Genomic DNA, 20,930 nt, shown 5'->3' with positions numbered 1-20,930 from the left:
GGCGCCATACGCCTGGGAGAAGAAAGGAAGTTGGGGCCATGAGTCATGACACGGCCATGAACAACGCAAGCTTAAACGCGATCCGGTCCGCTGCGACTCCCGCGATGTTGAAGGCGGCTCGAGTCGATGAGCAGAACCGCTTATACGGTGAGCTGACATCGATGCCGATTCAAGCATGGAATCGGGAAGTTTCGGACCTGCATGATGCTGTCATGACCCAAGCTTGCCGATGCTGCGAAGAAGAAATGATTCGGGAGGGCTTCGGCCCTCCTCCTTCTCATTATGCCTTTATTGCTTTTGGAAGCGCCGGTCGAGCGGAACCGACATTATGGAGCGACCAGGATAATGGATTGATATACGGAGATGGCGATCCCGAACAACAGGAGACCTACTTTGAACATTTTGGCCGCAAGCTTTCCTTGATTCTTGAACAGGTTGGGTATCCGCCGTGTCCTGGCAGCGTCATGTTGTCCAATCCATTATGGCGTGGCAATCTCGCTTCGTGGGAGAAGCAACTGCTGGAATGGCGGGATATTCTGGCTTGGGAACAGGTTCGGTATTTGATGATTGCGGCGGATCTCCGCCATGTCTACGGTGATGCGGCGCTGACTGTCGGTTTGCGTAAAATGATGAAGAAGATCATGGAAGCGGATCAAGGAAGTGATCGTGATGTCGTAACGGCGATCCTGCGGAATACCGTCCGTCACAAAGCGGCGTTAAATATTCTCGGTCAAGTGATCACCGAACAGAGCGGCGAACATGCCGGTGATTTTGACGTCAAATACGGATTGTACATTCCGATCGTGAATGCCGTGCGTTATCTGGCTCTGCAGTACGGAGTCGAAGCTTCGGCGACTTGGGAACGAATATCCCAGCTGGTTCAGCTTGAGGCGGTTCCGACCCGCTGGCTGGAATCCTGTAGTCGGGCGTTTGAGACGGCGGTGAAGCTTAGATCGCTTGTCCCTCCAGAAACCGAAGACGGCTTGCTATCGGGCAGCCACTATTTGCCTCAAGTAATGTTAAAACAGAAAGAGCTCCGGCGCGAGCTGCGGGAATCACTCAGCATGGTCAAGGTCATGTACCGCACACTCCAAAGGCAGCACCGGTATGCGGAAAGGAAATGGTTATGAAAGAACCGATGAAGGGAAACGGTGGTTTTTGGGATGCTTTCAAGGGCGGCGGAGTGTCGCCAAGGATCGCCTCGATGCTTGGCGCACCCAGCGCGCAGCAAATCGCATTCGTTCGTTCTTTGACCAAAGGGCAGCGTCGTCCCGAGACGCTTCACGTTCCGCTGAGCGAATTGAAAACGGCGGTCTTCGATTTGGAGACGACAGGATTTCATTACCATTATGGTGATGAAATTTTGTCCTTTGGAGCGGTTAAGGTGGAAGGGGAACGCGTCAGCGAGGAAGTGTATTATTCCCTCGCCAAACCAGCTTGCCAAATTCCCGAACGGATTATCGAGTTAACCGGAATTACGCCAGAGATGGCCCAGTCCGCCCCCACGCTGTTAGAGGCGCTGCGTGAATTCATGGCTTTTGTTGATGACCGGGTGCTCGTTGCGCACGGAAGTGCGCATGATAAAGCCTTCCTGGACGTGGCGCTATGGAAAACAACTAAAGCTCATCTCGGGCACCGGGTGCTGGATACAATGATGATTGCCCGCAAGCTGGAGCCGGAGCGCCGCATCTCGGGAGGGCTGGACGAATGGCTGGCTGTATATGGGATCCCGGTTACTCAACGTCATCACGCATTAGAGGACTCTAAGATGACCGCTCGTCTTTGGATCGCATTAATCGACCGGTTAAGAGAACAGAATGTTTTAACTTTAGGTGATCTGTATACTTTTTTAAGTAAAACGTAACCTCGATGAGCTTGGACGTATTATCCTTCTTTACTATCCTGAAGGTGTACGGTCAGCAGAGTATAATCCCCGTCATTTGAATCGATCGCATAAGCCTGAATCCTGAAGCCGTCCGGTCCGCTGGACGGCTTGTCTTGTGCGGAGGGAGATCTGCCCCCAATCAGGTAGAGGCGAATTTGGGCCGCGAAGTTGGGTAGCTGACACAAATCCTCCGGGGAGGGCAACGGTGGTGAGTTAGGGTGGGTATGATAAATTCCGATCAACTGAGTGTCGAAATTGCTTCGGACCCAGACGGCGGGATCGAGCTCGAAAGAATGCAGCGGAGCCATAGAGTGATTGACGACGGGAAGGTAACGTTGGATGAATCCGATTTGACCGTCAAACGTTCCAAACAGAAGACCACAAGCTTCCTCAGGGTGCCGCTGTAAACCGTCGCTTAGCAATTCGTCCCGAACCTTCGGTGGTAATATCCAGAACTGATTCATTTTGCGAGCTCCCGTCTATGAATGAAGTTTCAGAGGTGTACCTTTTTCTCGATTCATTGTAACAAATCATTAAAAAAGGGTACAATATTTACGGTAACCGTAATCTTAAAAACAATTGAGGGCATAAAAGGACGGACACACACGATGAATCGTAATCGATGGATATTAGCGGCGCTGTTGGTGTTGCTGGCGATCGCCTTATTAGACCGAGGAGGACAGGACAGCTGGTTTTCGAATCTCACTGGCGGCTCCAAGGAAAGCGAGAAAGAGCCTTCTCTCAGTGCTATGGCGGCGGAGGGAGCACCGAAGCCGGGAACGGCTGCGCCGGCCTTTTCTTTACCGGGACTAGACGGGAAAACATACGAGGTTGGAGGCAAGCGGGACAAGGTGCTGCTGCTGAACTTCTGGGCTTCCTGGTGTGATCCGTGCAAGGAAGAAGCGCCTGAGTTAAAGGCATTGGCTGAGAAATATAAAGACTCCCTGGATATTTATGCTGTCAATGTCACGTTATACGATAAGCTGGATGAGGCGAAGGCTTTCGTCAAGGAATATGGCTACACTTTCCCGGTACTGTTGGATGAAAAGGAAGAGGTTTACCGGATGTTTAACGGTATTGCTTTCCCGACCAACGTATTGATCGACGAACAAGGTGTCATCCGCGAGGTAATCGTTGGGGTCATTCCGCCGGAAGAACTGGAAGCCAAAATCAAAAATTTGATTTAACGCAAGAAGGCCCGAATCACCAAGCAGTAGCGGTGGTTCGGGCCTTCATATTATTGCGGCGTTTGTTGGTATCAGTGGTTAACTAATCCCCAACCGGCGGAAGGAATTTCTTCATATCCCTCTCGTTTGGTTTGCCCCAGGAGAGCATATCGAATACTGTCAACGAGCGCTTCCCAGCTGGCTTCGATTACGTTGCTCGAGACGCCGACAGTGTTCCAGGAATTATGGAAATCCTGAGACTCGATCAGCACGCGCACTTTTGAAGCAGTGGCGTCTTTGTCATCGAGTACGCGCACCTTATAATCGGACAAGTGCATGTCTTTCAAGCCGGGATAATACGTGATCAGCGCTTTGCGGAGCGCGTTGTCCAACGCGTTGACCGGACCGTTGCCTTCGGCCGCGGTATAGATGCTTACCCCGTCAATTTTTAGTTTGACGAAGGCTTCGGATACGACCGGCCGGTCGGCCGTTTTCTCTACCAGCATCTTAAACGATTCGAAGATGAAGAGCTCCTTCAAATCTCCGTTAGCCTGGCGCAACAACAATTCGAGGGAAGCGTCTGCGCCTTCGAATTGATATCCCTGATGCTCCAAATCTTTGATTTTGGCGATGACCTGCTTGGTGTCCTCATTTTCTGGATCGAAGTCGATCCCCATCTCCTGGGCTTTGGAGAGGATATTGCTTTGTCCCGCTAATTCAGACACGAGCACACGCTGACGGTTGCCCACGAGTTCGGGAGCGATGTGTTCGTACGTCCGCGAATCACGAAGGATGGCAGAGACATGAATGCCGCCTTTGTGAGCGAACGCGGCGTTACCAACATATGGCTGATTGACCGGCATATGCACGTTGGCAATTTCACTGATGTAGCGGGCGGTGTTGGTGAGTTGCTTCAACCGGTCCGCTTCGAGCACTTCGTAGCCAAGCTTCAGTTGTAGATTCGGTATGATCGAGCAAAGGTTGGCATTGCCGCAGCGCTCGCCGTATCCGTTTATCGTACCCTGGATTTGCGTAGCTCCGGCACGAACGGCGCTCATTGAGTTGGCAACCGCCAGCTCGCAATCGTTATGCGTATGAATGCCCAGTTTAGAGCCTGGGATCGCGCCGGACAACGTGCTGACGATATCGTAGACCTCATGTGGCATCGTGCCGCCGTTCGTATCACACATTACCAGCCAGTCGGCGCCGGCTTCTTCCGCTTTGCGCATAACGGAGAGGGCATATTCAGGGTTGTTCTTATACCCATCAAAGAAATGCTCCGCGTCAAATACAACCTCAAGCCCCTTCCGCTTCAAATAAGCGATGGAATCGTAGATCATGGCGAGGTTCTCTTCCAGAGTCGTCTGAAGGGCGGTGTGGACATGGAAATCCCATGATTTCCCGACCAAGGTCGCCGCCTGAACGCCGGCTTCCACCATTCGATGAAGGTTGGCGTCGTGCTCGGCCAGGCTGTCCTTTCGACGCGTGCTGCCAAAAGCGGTGATCTTGGCCTGCAGGTGCAGTTCCTTGACCCGCTTGAAAAATTCAATGTCTTTTCCGTTACTGCCCGGAATTCCACCTTCAATATAATGGACCCCTAGATGGTCCAGCTTTCTGGCGATCTTCAGCTTGTCGTCCGCCGACAGACTGATGCCCTCGCCTTGAGTGCCGTCGCGCAAGGTGGTGTCGAAGATGGATATTGGCTTTGACATGATTGAAGTATCCCCCTTTGGCAATGTATGAGGGTGGTTAGCTCTCACCGTGTGTTTGGTTTTTAATTAATAATTATAACACTTACATTTTAAATGTAACACGCTTTTTTACGAAATTGGTAGGCTGATATTGACCGTCTTTCTGGGGACGGGTATGCTGAACTTAGGAGTAACGTATGATAAACGAGGGGAAGAAAGTGAAAGATACCGCTGATTTTTACCCTACCCGGGGAAGAGTCATTTTGCATGTCGATATGAACGCGTTTTATTGCTCGGTTCATGAGGCGGAAGAGCCTGACAAATATCGGAACCGATCAACGGCGGTAGCTGGAAGTGTGGAGCTGCGCAAGGGCGTGATTGTTACCTGCTCCTATACCGCGCGCAAAATGGGAGTATCGACAGGGATGACCGTTAGCCAAGGGTTGAAGAAATGTCCCGAGCTCATCGTCATCCAGCCGGACTTCCACTTATATCGCAAGTATTCCAGGGCGTTTATGGATATTGCATATGAATACACGCCGTTGCTTCAGGCCGTCTCCATTGACGAATGTTATCTGGACATCACCGGCTCGAAGCAATTCGGCACCCCGCTTGATATCGCAAACGAAATCCAGCAGCGGATTCGTCAGGAGCTGGGCCTTCCCTGCTCGATTGGCGTTGCCCCGAATAAGCTGCTCGCCAAAATGGCTTCGGATATGAAAAAGCCAAACGGCATAACGGTTCTGCGGATACGTGATGTACCGAATTTGCTCTGGGATAAACCGTGCAGCGATTTGTTTGGTATCGGTCGGAAAACCGCCGATAAGTTAAAATCGTTGCGCATCTATACGATTGGCCAGCTCGCCGCCGCTGAGGAACGAAAGCTGACCGAGCGTTTTGGAGTGGCCGGATCATGGATGAAGCGGGCGGCGAACGGGATCGATGATTCCCCGGTTAACGATGAACGTGAGAAAAACAAGTCGATCGGCCATACGACAACGCTTCCGCGGGATATTAGCCGGATGGAGGATGTGCAGCGAGTGCTGTTGAACGTCGCTGACCAGGTCGCGCGACGGTTACGTCGCCAAAATCTGATGGCGCAAACGATCCAAATTACGATCCGTACCCCGGACATGAAGACGATCACCCGATCGCAGAGCCTGGAGACGGTAACCGAGCAGGCGGAGGAGATTTACCGGGAAGCCTGCGAGTTGTACCGGCGCCATTGGAGTGAAGATAAGCCGGTCCGGCTGCTGGGGATAACCTTGCAAAATCTGGTTCCCAAAGAGGAGTCCGCGCTTCAGTTGGATCTGTTTGATTATGAACGACAGCCTAAAAAGGAGTCGCTAACGCGTACGATGGACATGCTAAGAGACAAGTTCGGTGAGAACGCGGTGCTGACCGCCGGCATGCTGACCGACGATCCGTCTGCATTGATCCGTAATCATCGGATTCGCGGGACTTCACTGCAAACGGATTTCCTTCGCGAGGAGCGTGACGATGACGCGGGCGGCCCTCGTTCCGTCAAGGAATGATCACCTTTTTGAATTGGAATAATACGGAAAACGCATTGAAATTGCTAACTATTTATATTATATTGGTCATGGTGATATAAAAGCACCGGACTCGTACCGTTTATTCAGGAGGCAGATAAGAGATGGCGAAATATACTTGGGTTGAGAAAGACACTTGCATCGCTTGTGGCGCTTGCGGCGCGACAGCACCGGATATCTACGATTACGACGATGAGGGTTTGGCCGAAGTGATTTACGGTGAAGACGGCAATCGCGGAAATACAGAGATTCCGGAAGATTTGTACGACGATCTCCAGGACGCTTGCGACGGCTGCCCGACAGACTCCATCAAAATTGCGGATGAACCGTTTAATAAAGAAGGTTAAACCTTGGAATTACTGGTTCACGGAGCGCCCTACGCCGATTTCGGCGGGGGGCGTTCTTTTTTTTATTCTACCGCGGAGTAGAATGTGATATGATCATAGGAATGAATAAAAATTCATCAAACGAGGTGGTTATTCCTTGATCGGTAGAAGCGGTAATCCTACTCTTCGCGATTCATCCTTTGACCGGCCGGACGCATACTCTGGTATGCAGCAAATGACAATTGAAGGCACGGTCAATAAAGCGTTTATCACGCTGATTATCCTGCTGGGCAGTGCGTTCAGCACGTGGATGCTTTATTTTGACGGTTACAGCGTGGGCGGTATGGCGGTAGCCGGTGCGATTATCGGTATGATCTTGGCCCTGATCGTCAGCTTTGTGCCCCGGACGTCGCCCTATCTGGTTCCTCTTTACGCGATAGCGGAAGGGATGTTCCTCGGAGCGATCTCCGCGACCTATGAGACGCTGTACAACGGGATTATCCTGCAGGCTGCTTTATTGACGATGGCTGTCTTTCTGGCTTTGCTCTTGGCTTACAAGACACGTTTAATTAAAGCAACGGAGAATTTTAAGCTAGGCGTGTTTGCGGCAACTGCGGGGGTCGCGCTGGTGTATCTGGCCAGCTTTATCCTTGGTTTCTTCGGGATTAACATCCCGTATCTGCACAGTAACGACTGGATCGGTATCGGCATTTCATTGGTGATCGTGATCATCGCGGCGCTGAACCTGGTGTTGGACTTTGATTTTATTGAAAGTGGTGCCGAGCGGGGCGCTCCGAAATATATGGAATGGTACGGCGCTTTTGGCTTGATGGTTACACTGGTCTGGTTGTACCTGGAACTTGTTCGCCTGTTGGCGAAGCTGGCAAGCCGCGATTAAAATTGATTCATCTAAAGAGGACAGGGATGGCATGGGGAGAGGGCGACAGCTCGACTCGTTGACTCGTGCTACCCTGTCCTCTCTCTTTACTCGATTATCCCTTTGCTTGCTAGGTATTAAGTCGCAAAATTGCGTAATTGGCGAATATTGGGTTAGAATCCCTGATCTCTTTGCCGATATAAGTAAATATTGGTGAATTCTCGACTCGACTACCTGGCATGGAGGAACTGATGGGGAACTCGGCTTATCTCAAAAAATACGTAGAAAACCACCCGAATAATAAAATGGCCTGGTATCTACTGGGCAAGGAATATGAAGCGAACGGGCAAGCGGGAAAAGCCCACTATTGCTATATCCAGGCGGGCAATGTGTACGAAGCATTCGAATCCAGCAAAATCCCGCTTCCGGAAGAGGTGCTGTCCGGATATAAGGAAGGGCTGATGAAGGAGACGCACCGGCGGGAGAAGCGAAGCCGGTTCCTGCGCAAGCTCAGCCTTGCGCTGTTGATCGCGCTGCTGGTGTGGATTCCATCGGCCCATGCGCCGGGGGATCGGCAGGCCATGGCGCCCGCGCCCGCCGGCGCCGAGCTCGGAGAGGCGCCGGATAAAGCGCCGCCGCTCGCCGAGGATGAGGCGGGCGGCGGTGCGCCGCCGGTGGCGCCGGCCTTCTCGGGGCCGGCGTTCACCGCCATCGGCTACGCCGGCGATCCCGTCGGGACGCAGGCGGAAGCCGTGGGCGGTTTGCTCGCGCTGCAGCGGCAAACCGATTTTAGCCCGCTCCATGCGGCGGCACTTGGCATGGAGCGGGCCGGCGACTGGCTGGTCTGGTCGGACGACCTGCCCGTCGTGTTCGGCTTGGAGAAAAGTCCGGCTGACGGACGGACGACGCTCCAAGCTTATGATCCGGCGGCCTGCGAATGTACGCCGCCGGATCCGGCGGAGCTGAAGCAGCACGCGAAGCAGTGGATTCCGCAGCAGGAATCCCTAGGCGTGCTGGCCTCGGCGATGACCCACTACAAGCAGGCCAAGGGAGCATGGCCATCCAGCCTGCAGGATCTGGCCGGGCCGTATCCCGATAACTGGATTGCCGGGACCGATCCGACGATGGTGCAGGGGTTCGGCCCGCTGCTGGCACAGTTGAATAGGAACGATGCCTCCGCGACGGGAAAAGAGAACGCGAAAGCAGTGCTTGCGGATGGAATGGCTCCGGGGCAGCGGCCGTATTTTGCCGAGCCGTATGAGATTATCGTCGATACACAAGCGCATGTACTGGCTGTGGTTAGTGGGAATGTGATCGTTCGAAGTTATCCGGTTGGCTTGGGCGGTGACAAAACACCGGAGGGCACATTTGTAATTTCCGAGAAAGTGATGAATCCGAATGGAAGGGATAACGGGGAATTTGGCAGCCGCGGCATGCAGCTGTCGGATACGAATTACGCGATTCACGGAACAAATGAGCCAGACAGTATCGGGAAGGATGAGTCTCTGGGATGCATCCGGATGGGGAAGAAGGATGTGGAGGAGCTGTTCGATCTCGTCCCGAAAGGAACGAAGGTGAGGATCGGAAAGGGGATTATCCCGAAGCTGAAAAACGTCCCGGCGGAGCGTTTCGCCTTGGGCGATAGACAGGATCAGACCAATCCCCACCGCACATACCATTGGTTGGACTAGTTTAGGTTACGATCAAAAGGACGGCAGTCACGAGGACGAGCGCGGCTACGATGGAAATCGACCAGATGAGCGCTTTCTTGTTGACTTCGTCCTTTTTTTGCTGGAGTGTAGGCGGTTTGCGTTTGGTTGACATGGATATTTCCCCTCTCTAACCTAGTCTGAAACGATAATAGAGGTGCATTCCCCCTTATTGTAACGGCTTTCATCATAAAATTCCATCACCTTGTTGTGTTGTTCACGTACCGTTTAACTTTTCTTTTCCAACGGAAACGGCTAAACTGATAATAGCAAAATCATGCAAAGCGTCGGATCGGAGTGAACTGAAAAACGTGTTGTATCGTGCATTGGGAAAACCGGTGTTTTTCCGGATGGATCCGGAGAATGCCCATCATCTTGTGATCAATGGATTACATACTGCCGCTGCTATTCCCGGAATGACATCGATGTTGCGCGGGATGTACGGCGTGCCGGAGGCGCCGGAGCTGGCGACGAACTTATTCGGAATTCATTTTCCTTCCCCGGTGGGGTTAGCCGCCGGACTTGATAAAAATGCCGATGCGGTGCCTGGTTTCTCCGCCATCGGATTCGGATTTATGGAAGTTGGCACAGTGACGCCGTTAGGGCAGCCTGGTAACGACCGGCCCCGGTTATTCCGACTGCCTCCCGAGGAAGCGCTGATCAACCGAATGGGGTTCAATAACCGCGGGGCGGAGGCGATGGCGGAGCGCCTGCAAGCGCTAAAAGCTCGTTCGATTCCGGTCGCTGTTAATATTGGGAAAAATAAATCAACGCCAAATGAAGAAGCTTTCCGCGATTATGAGAAATGCATCTCGGCATTATACGAACACGCTGATTTTTTCGTCGTAAACATCAGTTCACCAAATACGCCGGACCTGCGTAAATTGCAGCATGGTGATGAGTTGGCTGCGCTATTGACCGCTGTGATCCATCGGATGGCAGAGGAGGCGGAGCGGCACGGTAAATCGAAGGCAGTGCTGGTCAAAATTGCGCCAGACGTCAGCTTTGACGAATTGGAATACATGGTCGATACGATCCAAAACAGTGGAGTTTCGGGTCTAATTGCCACAAATACGACGTTGTCCCGAGATGGGATTAAGCACAAGAACGCCAAGGAAACCGGGGGCTTAAGCGGTAAACCGCTTGGCGTGCGATCGACGGAGATCATCTCTCGTGTCTATCGGCAAACGGGCGGTCGATTGCCGATCATCGGCTCGGGCGGAATTTTCTCGGCGGAAGATGCCTACGACAAAATCAAGGCCGGCGCCAGCCTGGTTGAAATCTATACCGCGCTGATTTACGAAGGCCCGGAGATCAACCGCAAGCTTCACCGTGGACTGCGGGAGCTGCTGCGGCGGGATGGCTATCGCCATATAACCGAGGCGGTTGGAGCGGACCACCGATAAGCGGGCCGGCTGAAGTGAAGCCGGGGGGACAGAAGACAGGAGGCATAAGGATGGACAGTAGAGATTGGGGAACATTTTTGCTTCCATATGAACAAGCCGTAGAGGAGCTAAAGGTCAAATTCAAGACGATGCGCTCTGAACTGAAGAAACGCGAAGAGTATGCGCCAATCGAATTCGTGACCGGACGTGTCAAGAAAATATCCAGCATTCTGGACAAGGCGAAACGGTATAACGTTGCTCTGGAGGATCTGGAGACCGGGATCGAAGATATCGCCGGCATCCGGATCATGTGTCAGTTCGTGGAGGATATCCGCCGGGTGGCGGAATACATTCGCATGCGCAAGGACCTTAAGGTTCTTTACGAAAAAGACTATATAACCAACTATAAAGAAAGCGGGTATCGCAGCTTTCATATGATTGTGGAATACCCGGTTCAAACCGCGCTGGGACAAAAGGAAGTGCTGGCCGAAATTCAGATCCGCACGCTGGCGATGAATTTCTGGGCGACGATCGAGCATTCTCTGAACTATAAGTACCGGGAAAGCCTGCCGGAGGAGATGCGAGGCCGGCTCAAGAAAGCCGCCGAAGCCGCATTCGTGTTAGATAACGAAATGTCCAGCATCCGCCAGGAAATTTTGGTTGCACAGAAGAGCTTCGAGGATGACTCCAACATCGTATCCTCAACGCTTGCTGCGATTCACCAGCTGTATTTTTACCATCTAGTTTCCGAAGCGATTGAGGCCCAGGAGCGTTTTAACCGATTGTGGGAAACGAAGGACTTCGAGGGTCTGAAGCAGTTGATGGGCGAAGTGAAAGGCCTCATCAAACAGCACAAAAAAGTGGAGGAGCCCGGGGATGAGCTATGAGCCGCTGTTTGTGGCGTACCTTGTATACTTCAATCGAGACCGTGATTACTTCGAATGCCATGAGGTACTCGAGGAGCTGTGGTTGGCTAGGGGACATGATCCGCTGTACAAGGGGCTGCTACAGATTGCTGTTGGCTTGTTCCATGCCCGGCGCGGTAACTTGTCTGGCGGGCGGAAAATGCTGACCTCTGCCTTAGAGCAGCTGACTCCGTATCCGGAGCAGTCGCTTGGCATCGATCTTGGGAAGCTGCGGCGGGAGGCGGAAGCGTACATCCAGGAGCTGGCGAACGAGGGGAACCGGGATTATGTCTTTTACGATCTAACGATCCGTTTGATGGACCCGGAACTGATCCGCATGACGGAAGTGGCGTCGGAGAACATCGCCCCGAATATCCCGCAACGGCGCACGCCGCAGCGCGGTGAGAAGCATGAGGAACGGCAGCAGAAGCTTGCTTTAAGGAGAACACAGCAGCAAGGCTGATCTCAGCCCGTCCCCCGGTGTAGGGGAGACGGGCGTTTTGCGGTAGGAAGCGATAATGACGAATACAAGGAATGGATGGGACAGGCATGGCGGTACAACCACCAAAGGGATTTTTGGAACGCATGAAGGAGCTGCTGGGTGAAGAAGAATATGCTGCTTTTTATGCCTCTTATGATAATCCGCGATTTGCGGGAATCCGTGTCAACACGCTAAAAATTGATTCGGAGGCTTTCAGGGAGGCGGTGCCGTTTGAATTGCGGCCGATTCCCTGGTGCGAGACAGGGTATTACATCGATGAGCAGACGAAGCCGGGTAAACATCCGTATTATCATGCCGGGCTGTATTACATTCAAGAGCCAAGCGCTATGGCGCCAGTGGAACTGCTGGAGGTGACTCCCGGAGAGCATGTGCTTGATCTCTGCGCGGCACCGGGCGGAAAGTCAACCCAAATCGCGGCAAAGCTGCGAGGGAATGGCATGTTGGTTACCAACGATATTAACGCGGAGCGGACCAAAGCCTTGGCCAAGAATATCGAGTTGTACGGCGTACGCAACGCGGTCGTGCTCGGGGAGTCACCGGAGCGGATCGCACGTGCGTTCCCGAATTTTTTTGATAAAATTCTGATCGACGCACCCTGCTCAGGCGAAGGGATGTTCCGGAAAGATGAGGATATGGCCCGGCTGTGGGAACCGGAGTGGATCCGAAAATATGCCGGCATGCAGCGGGATATCTTGCGATCGGCTGCGGCTTTGTTGGCGCCGGGGGGAAGAATGGTATACTCCACCTGTACATTCGCGCCGGAAGAAAACGAGGCAACGATTGCGAATTTCCTGCTGGAGCATCCGGAGTTTCGGGTTGTGCCGCTGCGTCCTAATGACTGCATCTCCCCTGGGCGGCCGGAGTGGTTAGAGTGGCTGGCGGAGCGAGGGGAAGGCCGGGATTATCCGTCGGAAATTGTTGCGCAAACTGCCATGTGCGGCCGACTTTGGCCGCACAAGATGGAGGGCGAGGGACATTTTCTCGCCGTCTTGGAGCGGCAAGGGGAGGGACAACCCCAGGAGGAAGCCGCAGCGTATGGTAACGTCACCTCGGACTGGGAGGGGGGACCCCGCGGCAAACGGGATTCCCGGCAAGGCCATCGGGGTCGCCCGGGAACGGGGCATGATGCCAAAGGCGTAGACGAGCGGGAGCTGCTGGAGAGCTGGCGAGCTTTTTCCCGGGAGCACCTCAGTGAGGCGGAGTTACCTGGGGAGCCGCTGCTGTTTGGAGGCAACGTCTACCTTTCACCGCTGACCAAGGACCGTCTTGACGGCTTGAAGGTTGTCCGGCCTGGCTGGTACGTGGGGAGCGTGAAAAATGGACGTCTTACACCCGGGCAGCCCTTGGCGACAGCCCTGTCTCCATCCGAAGCGGCGAGGGTGCTGGATTTGTCCGCCGCAGACGGCGAGGCAATCCGATATCTGAAGGGAGAAACGCTGCAGGTGGAAGCGGCGAGGATTCGATGCTCGGAGAACGCCGGCCTAAAAGGATATGTGCTTGTCACGGTCGACGGCTATTCGCTGGGGTGGGGCAAATGGCAAGATGGAATGCTGAAGAACGAATATCCCGCTGGCTGGAGGTGGACGTAAGATGAGTACCGGCAAAAAATCACAACGGCTGGATAAAATTCTGGGCCATCTCGGCTACGGAACCCGATCAGAAATCAAAAAGTACGTCAAACAAGGCCGAGTCGCAATCAATGGAGTGGTCGTCAAAGACAGCGGCATCCAGTGCGATCCCGGGACGGATGTCGTGGAGCTGGACGGAGAACGGATTTTTTATCGCGAGTTTGTTTATTTGATGCTGCATAAACCGCCCGGCGTCATCTCAGCAACGGAGGATCGACGGGAGAAGACTGTACTCGATTTGTTACCGACGGATTTTCAAGTGTTCTCGCCGTTCCCCGTCGGCCGGCTGGACAAAGACACAGAGGGCCTGCTGCTGCTGACCAACGACGGCCAGTTGGCTCACGACTTGCTGTCTCCGCGGAAGCATGTCCCCAAAACGTACGAGGCCATCGTCCTCGGGCATGTGGGTGAAGTGGAAGCCGCTCGCTTCCGTGAGGGCGTAGAGCTCGACGACGGCTACGTCACCTTGCCCGCCGAGCTAAAGGTGCTGGAACATAGCAAGGAAGCGGATGGAGCCCATATCTCTCGCATCCAACTGACCATCTCCGAGGGGAAATTCCATCAGGTCAAGCGGATGTTCGAGTCCGTCGGCTCCCGGGTCACGTACCTGAAGCGCCTGTCGATGGGGCCGCTCGTCCTCGACGAGACCTTGCCGCTTGGCGCCTTCCGCGAGTTGACCGATTCCGAGCTGGAGTTGTTGCGTACGTATAAAGGCACTGGTGCTTCAAAAAGCTAACCAGCGGTTCGCTCTACAGTGAGCGATTCCCGAAGGGAGAGCGCCGAGTTTGCTGGTATGAAGCCAAGAAGCACGTTGTAGCCCCAACTAACCAGCGGTTCGCACTACAAGTGAGCGATTCCCGAAGGGAGAGCGCCAGGTTTGCTGGAATGAAGCCAAGAAGCACGTTGTAGCCCCAACTAACCAGCGGTTTGCACAACAGCGAGCGTTTCCCGCAGGGAGAGCGTCTTAACTGCACGAAGTTGAAGGATCTAGGCCGAACGTTGCAGTCACCGCCATGCAGGCGCGCCCGAAGTAGAGCGTGCCCGTAGGGCGACAAGCGGCTTATCGCACGTTTGCCTGCCCAGGTGAGCCGACAGAAGTAGGGATGAGCAGCACGGTTTACCAGGTTAAACGGGAGCGCCTAAAGTAAGACGTACCCGAAGGGGGAAAAGCGTTCCACGCGCCAACTTAAGCGAATCCCCACAGGGGAGAGCGTGCAGGAGCACCTCTTGCACTCCCACGTTCCTCCCCTTTGCGGGAGACCAGAGGGCAGCAGGCCCTCGGGCCCCCTCCCTTACAGTAAGGGAGGGATGGGGAGGGTTGAGTCAAGAAAGGAGACCATACATGAAATACAAACTGATCGCATTAGATGTAGACGGCACGCTGCTCACCGATGACCACGTGTTGACCCCGGGGACAATCGAGACGATTCGAGCCATCGCGGAGCAAGGCACGGAATTCGTGTTGTGCACCGGCCGAGCGCCACGGAGCTCGATCCCCTATATGCGCGAGCTGGGTCTGGAGGGCTACGTGATTTGCCATAACGGGGCAGCTACGGTGGATGTGCGGACCGAGGAGATCGTTCACGAATTCGCATTGAATCCGCACGGGCTAGAGCCGTATATGGAGTATTGCCGCAAGAACAACGTTCATTTTGATGTGAATACCACCTTTGCGCTGTATGTGGAAAATGCGGCCGGGCTCACGAAGGAAGCGCTGGACATGTATCACCAATTCCTGATGGAGCCGGAGGATATGCCAGGCTGGGCTGATTTCAGCAAGCCGATCGTGAAGTTTACTGCCGCCGGCGAAATGGACCAACTGGATCGCGTGTACGCCGACTGGAGCCAGTGGACGCAGGAGTTTAATATGCTGCGCAGCGGCGATTTTTTCATCGACTTAATGCATAAAGAGGCCTCTAAAGGGGCGGCTCTGCAGAAGCTGGCTGAAAAGCGCGGAATCCCGGCCGAAAACGTTATGGCGATCGGCAATTTTTATAACGACTTAACGATGCTCACCTATGCCGGTTTAGGCGTAGCCATGGACAATTCCCCGCTGGATGTGAAAGCGGCGGCTAATGCGGTGACCGCCTCGAACAACGAGGAAGGCGTGAAACAAGCGTTGGTAAAGTATGTATTAGAAGAACAGTTGCGATAAGGAAAAAGCCGAACCTTGAAGGGGTCGGCTTTTTTTTCGTGCGGAGATGTAACATCAGGGGGAGAGTGTGGTCTTCTCGCTATCGGATAAGGAGCGCCGCTCAAAAGTTCTCGGACGGTGCAGCAGCCAGGCAAGGCTGACACTAAGACCGAGCAAAGCGAGGAATACTCCCCCAGTGAGCCCTAAAGCCCTAGGCGTCACCACTTCCAGCATGAACCCGGCGGAGAGCATGGCGATGCCCATCAAGGTATTTTGCAAGGTAGCCAAGCCGCCAAAGAACCGTCCTTGCCATTCGGTTGGAACCAGCTGCATCAGAACCGTTTCGTTACAGGCGTTGCCCACGCTGGTAATGGCTGCCGATAAGGCTAACAGTAGGAGGAGCAGGAGAAACGAAGGCGATTGGCTGATCATCACTTGGAACCCCCCTTCGATCAACACGGTCAGGACAGCGGCCGTCCGCATATAGCGGGCCATTTTGCCGGTGAAACCGGATCCGATCAGCATCCCGGCACCTAGCGCTCCATACAGTAATCCGATGCCGATATCTCCCGTATGGAACACTTCCGCGGCGTATACGCTGATCAGTACATTAAAGATTCCATCCCCGATGGGCCAAATGGCAAACACGATCAACATGATCCGCAAAAAGTAGGATTGGGTGACCAACCGCCGGAGTCCAGCGGTTTGACGGGGCGCGAGTGTCGGCTTCGACTTGTCGGTATCTGGCTCTGCGGCCTCAGGTCGCCCAGCGAGATCAAGGCGGAAGAGCAGCAGGCCGGAGATCAGGAAAGACAAGGCGTTGAGTGCGAAGGACACCTGCCCGCCCACCGCGGCGGCAAGGATACCGCCCGTGACAGATCCTCCGATGAGCACGAAGCCGACCATAGCCTGCTCCAGACTGTTCACCGCCAGCAGATTGTCCCGGCGGACGAGCCGAGGAATCAGCGACATGCGGGCCGGGGCATAGATGGCTTCACCTGCTGATAGGGCAAACGCGCTGACATAGATGATCCAGACATCCCCAGGAGTGCGTACCAGAAGCGGAGTTAGCGCAAAAAACATACGGATGACATCGGTGAAGATCATGATCGTTTTCTTGGAGAAACGGTCGGCGAGCAGTCCGCCCAGCGGTCCGAAGACGAGGTACGGAAACAGGCGGACCGCAAAGGTGATACCGACGGCCAAACCCGAACCGGTCAGCGATAAAAGCAAGCCTAGGATGGCCACTTGGCTGAACCGGTCGCCGATGCCGTTGACCAGTCCGGCTGCAAAAAGACGGCGGTAAGAGGGTTCCTGGCGCAGGATTCGTAAGGAACTCATGGGAAGAAATCACTCCTTTTCAGAGAAGACAACAGTAGTGTTATGTCTATCTAATTAAATAATCATCTAATTTTATGGACAAAAAAAGGCAACGAGGCGATAAGCGATACCTCATTGCTTGACAGGCACAATCCGCTTGCGATTAGGATGAGCTCTTACCCCAAAGCTCCGGCGGGTTTAGCTCGTAGATGTCATTTTCGCGGTACATAAAATGATTCATGATAAACTCACGGCGAATCGTGGCGTAATCCTCGTGGTAATTCAGGATGTATTCGTTAATTTCTTTCTCTTTGTACTTGCGGTGCGGTTCCAACCCTTTGACGAGACGTTCAAGCACGATCAGCTTCTTCTTGCGTTGGGCAGGCAAATGCTTCAAAGTGCCATCCTTGTTGAAGAAGTTATCCAGCACGGCGGCTTTACGCGCCGCTTCTTCGTGTTTGTCCTCGGTTGCCGGGAGCGCCTTGCCGATGTTTAGGATCGCTTGAGCCTGAAGGGTGAGGCTTTTTTCGTTCAAGTAAAAATAGATTGTATTCTTATCCCGGCGCTCATAAACCAAATCTGCTTCTCGCAGCTTGGTCATGTGATGCGTGATCGTTGGCGGCGTGACCCCAAGCTTCCCTGCCAGCGCTTGTCCATGGAGGGGGCCGTTCTGAAGCAAAGCGATTATACGGATGCGGGTGACATCGCCAATCGCTTTATGAAAATTGACCAACCGGTCTAGCTGCATCATTATCCCTCACTAATTCGATATTTATTTAATTAGATGATCGTATTATTCCATGTGCCGGATCGCCTTGTCAAGGGAAGATAAAAAAATAGCGGAGGAATCCAAGCAGGATCCCAGCCGCTTATTACAGGCATGTCATAACATTACACCAGAAGAGTACGGGAAACGATAACGAGCAAGATGAACAGCACCAAAATAGCTCCCGTCGAAGTGAAGCCTCCTCCGTAGATTTCACCCATTGTTATTCCTCCCTTGCGTCAGGATAGGTTTCCCGTTGATCACGAGATAGTGTATTGTATGTCGCCTGGGAGGGCGCGGACTGGACTAACGTCCAAATTAGCTAGATTGGGCGGATAGATTAATGCCGAAGGCCTTTGGGCAAGTGATTCTTCAACTGCCCGCTGCTGGCCTTGCCCCAGCCCAGCGGGTATTGGCCATCGCCGCAGGCGAGGGTCACGAGGTGCCAGCCGCGCAAGGAGGCGGGCACCTCCAGCGTCTCGCCGCGCAGGTAGGCGGCGGCGAGGGGCGAATCCTCGCCCAGCGTCCACAGACGCGGGGCGGCTTCGGCTGCGCCAAGCGCCATGGCCAGCGCGTGGGCCGGTTCAAACCGGCCTTTGCGGACGTCGCCGAGGTGCAGCCCGGCGCGTGGGACCTTCAGGCCGGTCAGGTGTTCCGCCGTCAGCGCCAAGCCGTCGCTGGCCGACAGCAGGTACAGCGCCTCGCCGAACAGGAGCGGGGTGCCTCCGGCGGGAAGCGTGAGGGACGGGAGCTCGTCCGCCGCCCAAGCGCGGAAGCTGTCCAGGGCTGCGACGGCATTTCGCTCCGCTGGGCCGGAGCGGCCCACACGACCGGCGCGTCCGCGTTCGCGTTCGCGTTGGCGTCCGGCACTGTTGGGATCCATTGTGCCGCTCATTTCCACATGATCCCGCTCAATCAGGGCGACGTAATGGCCTTCGCCTTGCTCGCGGTGCGGCCAGATTCGCTTCTCAACAATCAGCCGAAGGAACGAATACTCCGTCAGCAGGCGGGCTATGGTATCCTCGTTCTCTCGGCGGTTAAATGTGCAGGTGGAGTAGGCGAGCCGGCCGCCGGGCTTCAGCATCGCCACGGCATCCTGCAGGATGTCCCATTGTCGGGCGGCGCAGAGCTCCACCGACTCCTGCGACCACTCGCGAATCGCCTCGGGGTCCTTGCGGAACATGCCTTCACCCGAGCAAGGAGCGTCCAGCATAATACGATCGAAGGCGAGCGGAAAACGGGCTGACAGCGCCGGCGGCGCTGCCTGTGTTACGACGGCGTTCCGAATGCCGAGGCGCTCCACGTTTTCGGCCAAAATGCGCGCGCGCTGTGGATGGATCTCGTTACTGATCAGCAAGCCTTGCCCGGCCATTTTAGCGGCGATTTGGGTTGTCTTTCCCCCAGGGGCAGCGGCCAGATCCAGCACGGTTTGACCGGGCTGAGGGTCCAGCAGCTCCACGGCGGACATTGCTGACGGCTCTTGAATATAATAGAGTCCGGCGGCGTGGTAGGGATGTTTACCCGGGCGTGTTGATTCCTCGTAGTAATAGCCCGTCCCGCACCAAGGCACCGGGCGAAAATCAAATAACTCCGCAAGTTTGCTTGCTGCCGTAGAAGCTGGGTTTATTTTCAGCGTATTCAGTCTCAGTCCATAGGCGCGAGGGGCGGCATAGCTTGCGAGAAATGCCTCCGCTTCGGCCGGGCCGAGCATGGCCGTCACCGCTTCCTGATAAGCGGCTGGCAGGGATGGAATGGTCATGATTGCTGCTCCTTCCGAATAAGAAAAAGGCCATCGGAGGCCTGTTCAACTGTACCTCAGCAGTTTAACATATCGCTTTTTATTCTCAAAAGGGGAATGGATGTTCCTTCTTGCCTATGGCATAATGGAAAAAGAAGCGGGTTTTTATCGCAAAATCGTAAAAGACATGCAAAGGAGAACCTCAATGAAACTGCTGCAGGCTTTATTTTTTCCGCCGGAACAGCCCGGGGGCGTATCGTCGATGATTCCGTACCTGCAAGACCGGTTTAATCCTCCTCATTGGGAGATGGAATTATTTTCTCTACCGAAACGGATTCGTTCGAAGGGGAGCGATCCCGTAATTTTTCATACCTTTGATTGGCAGCAGTACGGGGAAAGCCCGATCGTGCAAAAATACGTTCAAACTTACCGCGACTACTTGTGGTGGACGAAGCTACGGTTGAAGCAGCCTTACGATGTGATCCATGCCCATCATCCGATCGCGGGGCTGGCGATGAAAGAAGTGTTCCCGCAAACCCCGGTCATCCAAAGCATCCACTCTAGTTATGAAAAAGAACTCATATTAAACGGCCGCATCCGGGAGAACGGGCCTGAGCACCGGTTCCTTACTTCGCTGTACCGCGAGCTGGAGCATCGCGCCGACCGGCTTTATACCGTCTCGCAATCTTTTGCCGATTACTTGACGCCTTATGTGGACGATGCCGCGGCCATCGGGATTATTCCGAACGGGTTTGATGAGAAGCGGTTTAAGCCGATCCCCCATGATAATGAAGTCGCCCAGTTGGTCACCGTCTGCCGCCTCGTGCCAGCCAAAGGGCTGGATACGTTGCTGCAGGCTTGCGCGGAGTTGAAGAAGCGCGGACACAACTATGTGCTGCATATCATCGGCGACGGACCGATTCGCCAGGAGCTGGAGCAACTGGCGCAGCGTTTGGGCATATACGACGAGACGATTTTTTACGGGTACACGCTGCATCCAGAAGAATTCATGCCATTCTTTGATATCTTTGTACTGCCGTCGCGGGCGGAAGCCTTCGGTTCGGTGTTCGCCGAAGCGGCGCTTTGCAGCCTAGCGCTCGTCGGGACGGAGATCGGCGGGATCGCCGAGCAAATCGAGGACGGCGTGAACGGCCTCCTGGTGCCGCCTGAAGACGCGAAGTCTTTGGCTATAGCGCTGGAGAAGGTCATCCTGGATCCGGATTACCGCTACCAGCTGGCCCGCAGCGGATCGGAGAAGGCCAAAGCCCAGTATTCGTTGAACCGGGTGGTACACGAGCTGAAGAAGCTGTATCTGCAATTCAAATAAGGAAAGAGTTGTTGCACG

21 protein-coding genes are annotated in these 20,930 nt (G+C 54.3%); 14 read left to right on the top strand and 7 right to left on the bottom strand.

Annotation, left to right across the window (positions count from 1 at the left end):
* Positions 1-38 precede the first annotated feature (38 nt).
* Both M0651_RS16605 and M0651_RS16600 read left to right on the top strand, forming a co-directional pair.
* Entirely contained in the window at positions 39-1,130 is a 1,092-nt protein-coding gene (locus M0651_RS16605; RefSeq protein WP_248552850.1) for a DUF294 nucleotidyltransferase-like domain-containing protein, read from the top strand.
* Positions 1,127-1,864, top strand: coding sequence for an exonuclease domain-containing protein (locus tag M0651_RS16600; protein WP_248552849.1), 738 nt, complete (start codon positions 1,127-1,129; stop codon positions 1,862-1,864). Before M0651_RS16605 ends, M0651_RS16600 begins: the two co-directional genes overlap by 4 nt.
* 20 nt (positions 1,865-1,884) lie before the next feature.
* On the opposite strand, the gene M0651_RS16595 is transcribed toward M0651_RS16600, so the two are convergent.
* Positions 1,885-2,349 carry a M67 family metallopeptidase gene (locus M0651_RS16595; protein WP_248552848.1) on the bottom strand — a complete coding sequence of 155 codons (465 nt, stop codon included), beginning with the start codon at positions 2,347-2,349 and terminating at the stop codon, positions 1,885-1,887.
* 144 nt (positions 2,350-2,493) lie between these two features.
* Between M0651_RS16595 and M0651_RS16590 the strand changes: the two genes are divergently transcribed.
* A complete protein-coding gene (locus M0651_RS16590) occupies positions 2,494-3,072 on the top strand; it encodes a TlpA family protein disulfide reductase (protein ID WP_248552847.1) in 579 nt (192 codons plus the stop codon).
* A 71-nt stretch (positions 3,073-3,143) separates the two neighbouring features.
* On the opposite strand, the gene cimA is transcribed toward M0651_RS16590, so the two are convergent.
* Positions 3,144-4,763, bottom strand: coding sequence for a citramalate synthase (gene cimA, locus M0651_RS16585; RefSeq protein WP_248552846.1), 1,620 nt, complete (start codon positions 4,761-4,763; stop codon positions 3,144-3,146).
* Positions 4,764-4,939: 176 nt separating this feature from the next.
* Here cimA and M0651_RS16580 point away from each other — a divergent pair, with 176 nt between their 5' ends.
* The 4 genes from M0651_RS16580 to M0651_RS16565 all read left to right on the top strand — a co-directional run bounded on the left by M0651_RS16580 (position 4,940) and on the right by M0651_RS16565 (position 9,189).
* A complete protein-coding gene (locus M0651_RS16580) occupies positions 4,940-6,277 on the top strand; it encodes a DNA polymerase IV (protein ID WP_282577958.1) in 1,338 nt (445 codons plus the stop codon).
* Positions 6,278-6,399: 122 nt separating this feature from the next.
* Entirely contained in the window at positions 6,400-6,642 is a 243-nt protein-coding gene (locus tag M0651_RS16575) for a ferredoxin (protein ID WP_178021827.1), read from the top strand.
* 136 nt (positions 6,643-6,778) lie between these two features.
* Positions 6,779-7,519, top strand: a complete 741-nt coding sequence (locus tag M0651_RS16570; RefSeq protein WP_248552845.1) for a Bax inhibitor-1/YccA family protein — start codon at positions 6,779-6,781, stop codon at positions 7,517-7,519.
* Positions 7,520-7,749: 230 nt separating this feature from the next.
* The gene (locus M0651_RS16565; protein ID WP_248552844.1) at positions 7,750-9,189 is read left to right on the top strand and encodes a L,D-transpeptidase family protein; all 1,440 of its coding nucleotides are present in this window, start codon (positions 7,750-7,752) and stop codon (positions 9,187-9,189) included.
* A gap of 1 nt (position 9,190) precedes the next feature.
* Here the strand turns inward: M0651_RS16565 and M0651_RS24120 are convergent, their stop codons facing one another.
* Positions 9,191-9,322 (bottom strand): hypothetical protein, encoded by a 132-nt coding sequence (locus tag M0651_RS24120; RefSeq protein WP_282577957.1) that lies wholly within the window; start codon positions 9,320-9,322, stop codon positions 9,191-9,193.
* 196 nt (positions 9,323-9,518) lie between these two features.
* Between M0651_RS24120 and M0651_RS16560 the strand changes: the two genes are divergently transcribed.
* The 6 genes from M0651_RS16560 to M0651_RS16535 all read left to right on the top strand — a co-directional run bounded on the left by M0651_RS16560 (position 9,519) and on the right by M0651_RS16535 (position 15,782).
* Positions 9,519-10,613, top strand: a complete 1,095-nt coding sequence (locus M0651_RS16560) for a quinone-dependent dihydroorotate dehydrogenase (RefSeq protein WP_248552843.1) — start codon at positions 9,519-9,521, stop codon at positions 10,611-10,613.
* Between the two features lie 50 nt (positions 10,614-10,663).
* Entirely contained in the window at positions 10,664-11,479 is an 816-nt protein-coding gene (gene yjbM / locus M0651_RS16555) for a GTP diphosphokinase (protein WP_248552842.1), read from the top strand.
* Positions 11,469-11,960: a DUF309 domain-containing protein gene (locus M0651_RS16550; RefSeq protein ID WP_248552841.1), complete on the top strand. Its 492-nt coding sequence runs from the start codon at positions 11,469-11,471 to the stop codon at positions 11,958-11,960. The genes yjbM and M0651_RS16550 overlap by 11 nt, the downstream gene beginning before the upstream one ends.
* Before the next feature lie 86 nt (positions 11,961-12,046).
* Positions 12,047-13,588: an RsmB/NOP family class I SAM-dependent RNA methyltransferase gene (locus tag M0651_RS16545; RefSeq protein ID WP_248552840.1), complete on the top strand. Its 1,542-nt coding sequence runs from the start codon at positions 12,047-12,049 to the stop codon at positions 13,586-13,588.
* A gap of 1 nt (position 13,589) precedes the next feature.
* The gene (locus tag M0651_RS16540; RefSeq protein WP_248552839.1) at positions 13,590-14,363 is read left to right on the top strand and encodes a pseudouridine synthase; all 774 of its coding nucleotides are present in this window, start codon (positions 13,590-13,592) and stop codon (positions 14,361-14,363) included.
* Positions 14,364-14,969: 606 nt separating this feature from the next.
* Positions 14,970-15,782 carry a Cof-type HAD-IIB family hydrolase gene (locus M0651_RS16535; protein ID WP_248552838.1) on the top strand — a complete coding sequence of 271 codons (813 nt, stop codon included), beginning with the start codon at positions 14,970-14,972 and terminating at the stop codon, positions 15,780-15,782.
* 54 nt (positions 15,783-15,836) lie between these two features.
* On the opposite strand, the gene M0651_RS16530 is transcribed toward M0651_RS16535, so the two are convergent.
* The 4 genes from M0651_RS16530 to M0651_RS16515 all read right to left on the bottom strand — a co-directional run bounded on the left by M0651_RS16530 (position 15,837) and on the right by M0651_RS16515 (position 19,606).
* Positions 15,837-17,102 carry an MFS transporter gene (locus M0651_RS16530; RefSeq protein WP_248552837.1) on the bottom strand — a complete coding sequence of 422 codons (1,266 nt, stop codon included), beginning with the start codon at positions 17,100-17,102 and terminating at the stop codon, positions 15,837-15,839.
* A gap of 142 nt (positions 17,103-17,244) precedes the next feature.
* Positions 17,245-17,829 (bottom strand): DUF2087 domain-containing protein, encoded by a 585-nt coding sequence (locus M0651_RS16525; RefSeq protein ID WP_248552836.1) that lies wholly within the window; start codon positions 17,827-17,829, stop codon positions 17,245-17,247.
* A 143-nt stretch (positions 17,830-17,972) separates the two neighbouring features.
* On the bottom strand, positions 17,973-18,068 hold the full coding sequence (locus M0651_RS16520; protein ID WP_193415011.1) for a sporulation protein YjcZ: 96 nt from the start codon (positions 18,066-18,068) through the stop codon (positions 17,973-17,975).
* A 119-nt stretch (positions 18,069-18,187) separates the two neighbouring features.
* Positions 18,188-19,606: an RsmB/NOP family class I SAM-dependent RNA methyltransferase gene (locus M0651_RS16515; RefSeq protein WP_248552835.1), complete on the bottom strand. Its 1,419-nt coding sequence runs from the start codon at positions 19,604-19,606 to the stop codon at positions 18,188-18,190.
* Positions 19,607-19,790: 184 nt separating this feature from the next.
* On the opposite strand from M0651_RS16515, the gene M0651_RS16510 reads away from it, so the two are divergent.
* Positions 19,791-20,912, top strand: a complete 1,122-nt coding sequence (locus M0651_RS16510) for a glycosyltransferase family 4 protein (RefSeq protein ID WP_248552834.1) — start codon at positions 19,791-19,793, stop codon at positions 20,910-20,912.
* Positions 20,913-20,930 lie beyond the last annotated feature (18 nt).

The organism is Paenibacillus mellifer (assembly GCF_023195895.1).
GTDB lineage: Bacteria > Bacillota > Bacilli > Paenibacillales > Paenibacillaceae > Fontibacillus > Fontibacillus mellifer.
Note: the sequence above shows the minus strand (reverse complement) of the source record. Positions and strands in the feature narration are given on the sequence as shown.

Coding starts and splice junctions, on each gene's coding strand:
- M0651_RS16530 (WP_248552837.1), bottom strand. CDS start 17,102: ATGAGTTCCTTACGAATCCTGCGCCAGGAACCCTCTTACCGCCGTCTT.
- M0651_RS16595 (WP_248552848.1), bottom strand. CDS start 2,349: ATGAATCAGTTCTGGATATTACCACCGAAGGTTCGGGACGAATTGCTA.
- M0651_RS16535 (WP_248552838.1), top strand. CDS start 14,970: ATGAAATACAAACTGATCGCATTAGATGTAGACGGCACGCTGCTCACC.
- M0651_RS16520 (WP_193415011.1), bottom strand. CDS start 18,068: ATGGGTGAAATCTACGGAGGAGGCTTCACTTCGACGGGAGCTATTTTG.
- M0651_RS24120 (WP_282577957.1), bottom strand. CDS start 9,322: ATGTCAACCAAACGCAAACCGCCTACACTCCAGCAAAAAAAGGACGAA.
- M0651_RS16580 (WP_282577958.1), top strand. CDS start 4,940: ATGATAAACGAGGGGAAGAAAGTGAAAGATACCGCTGATTTTTACCCT.
- M0651_RS16525 (WP_248552836.1), bottom strand. CDS start 17,829: ATGCAGCTAGACCGGTTGGTCAATTTTCATAAAGCGATTGGCGATGTC.
- M0651_RS16540 (WP_248552839.1), top strand. CDS start 13,590: ATGAGTACCGGCAAAAAATCACAACGGCTGGATAAAATTCTGGGCCAT.
- M0651_RS16545 (WP_248552840.1), top strand. CDS start 12,047: ATGGCGGTACAACCACCAAAGGGATTTTTGGAACGCATGAAGGAGCTG.
- M0651_RS16510 (WP_248552834.1), top strand. CDS start 19,791: ATGAAACTGCTGCAGGCTTTATTTTTTCCGCCGGAACAGCCCGGGGGC.
- M0651_RS16590 (WP_248552847.1), top strand. CDS start 2,494: ATGAATCGTAATCGATGGATATTAGCGGCGCTGTTGGTGTTGCTGGCG.
- M0651_RS16605 (WP_248552850.1), top strand. CDS start 39: ATGAGTCATGACACGGCCATGAACAACGCAAGCTTAAACGCGATCCGG.
- M0651_RS16515 (WP_248552835.1), bottom strand. CDS start 19,606: ATGACCATTCCATCCCTGCCAGCCGCTTATCAGGAAGCGGTGACGGCC.
- M0651_RS16565 (WP_248552844.1), top strand. CDS start 7,750: ATGGGGAACTCGGCTTATCTCAAAAAATACGTAGAAAACCACCCGAAT.
- cimA (WP_248552846.1), bottom strand. CDS start 4,763: ATGTCAAAGCCAATATCCATCTTCGACACCACCTTGCGCGACGGCACT.
- M0651_RS16550 (WP_248552841.1), top strand. CDS start 11,469: ATGAGCTATGAGCCGCTGTTTGTGGCGTACCTTGTATACTTCAATCGA.
- M0651_RS16575 (WP_178021827.1), top strand. CDS start 6,400: ATGGCGAAATATACTTGGGTTGAGAAAGACACTTGCATCGCTTGTGGC.
- yjbM (WP_248552842.1), top strand. CDS start 10,664: ATGGACAGTAGAGATTGGGGAACATTTTTGCTTCCATATGAACAAGCC.
- M0651_RS16600 (WP_248552849.1), top strand. CDS start 1,127: ATGAAAGAACCGATGAAGGGAAACGGTGGTTTTTGGGATGCTTTCAAG.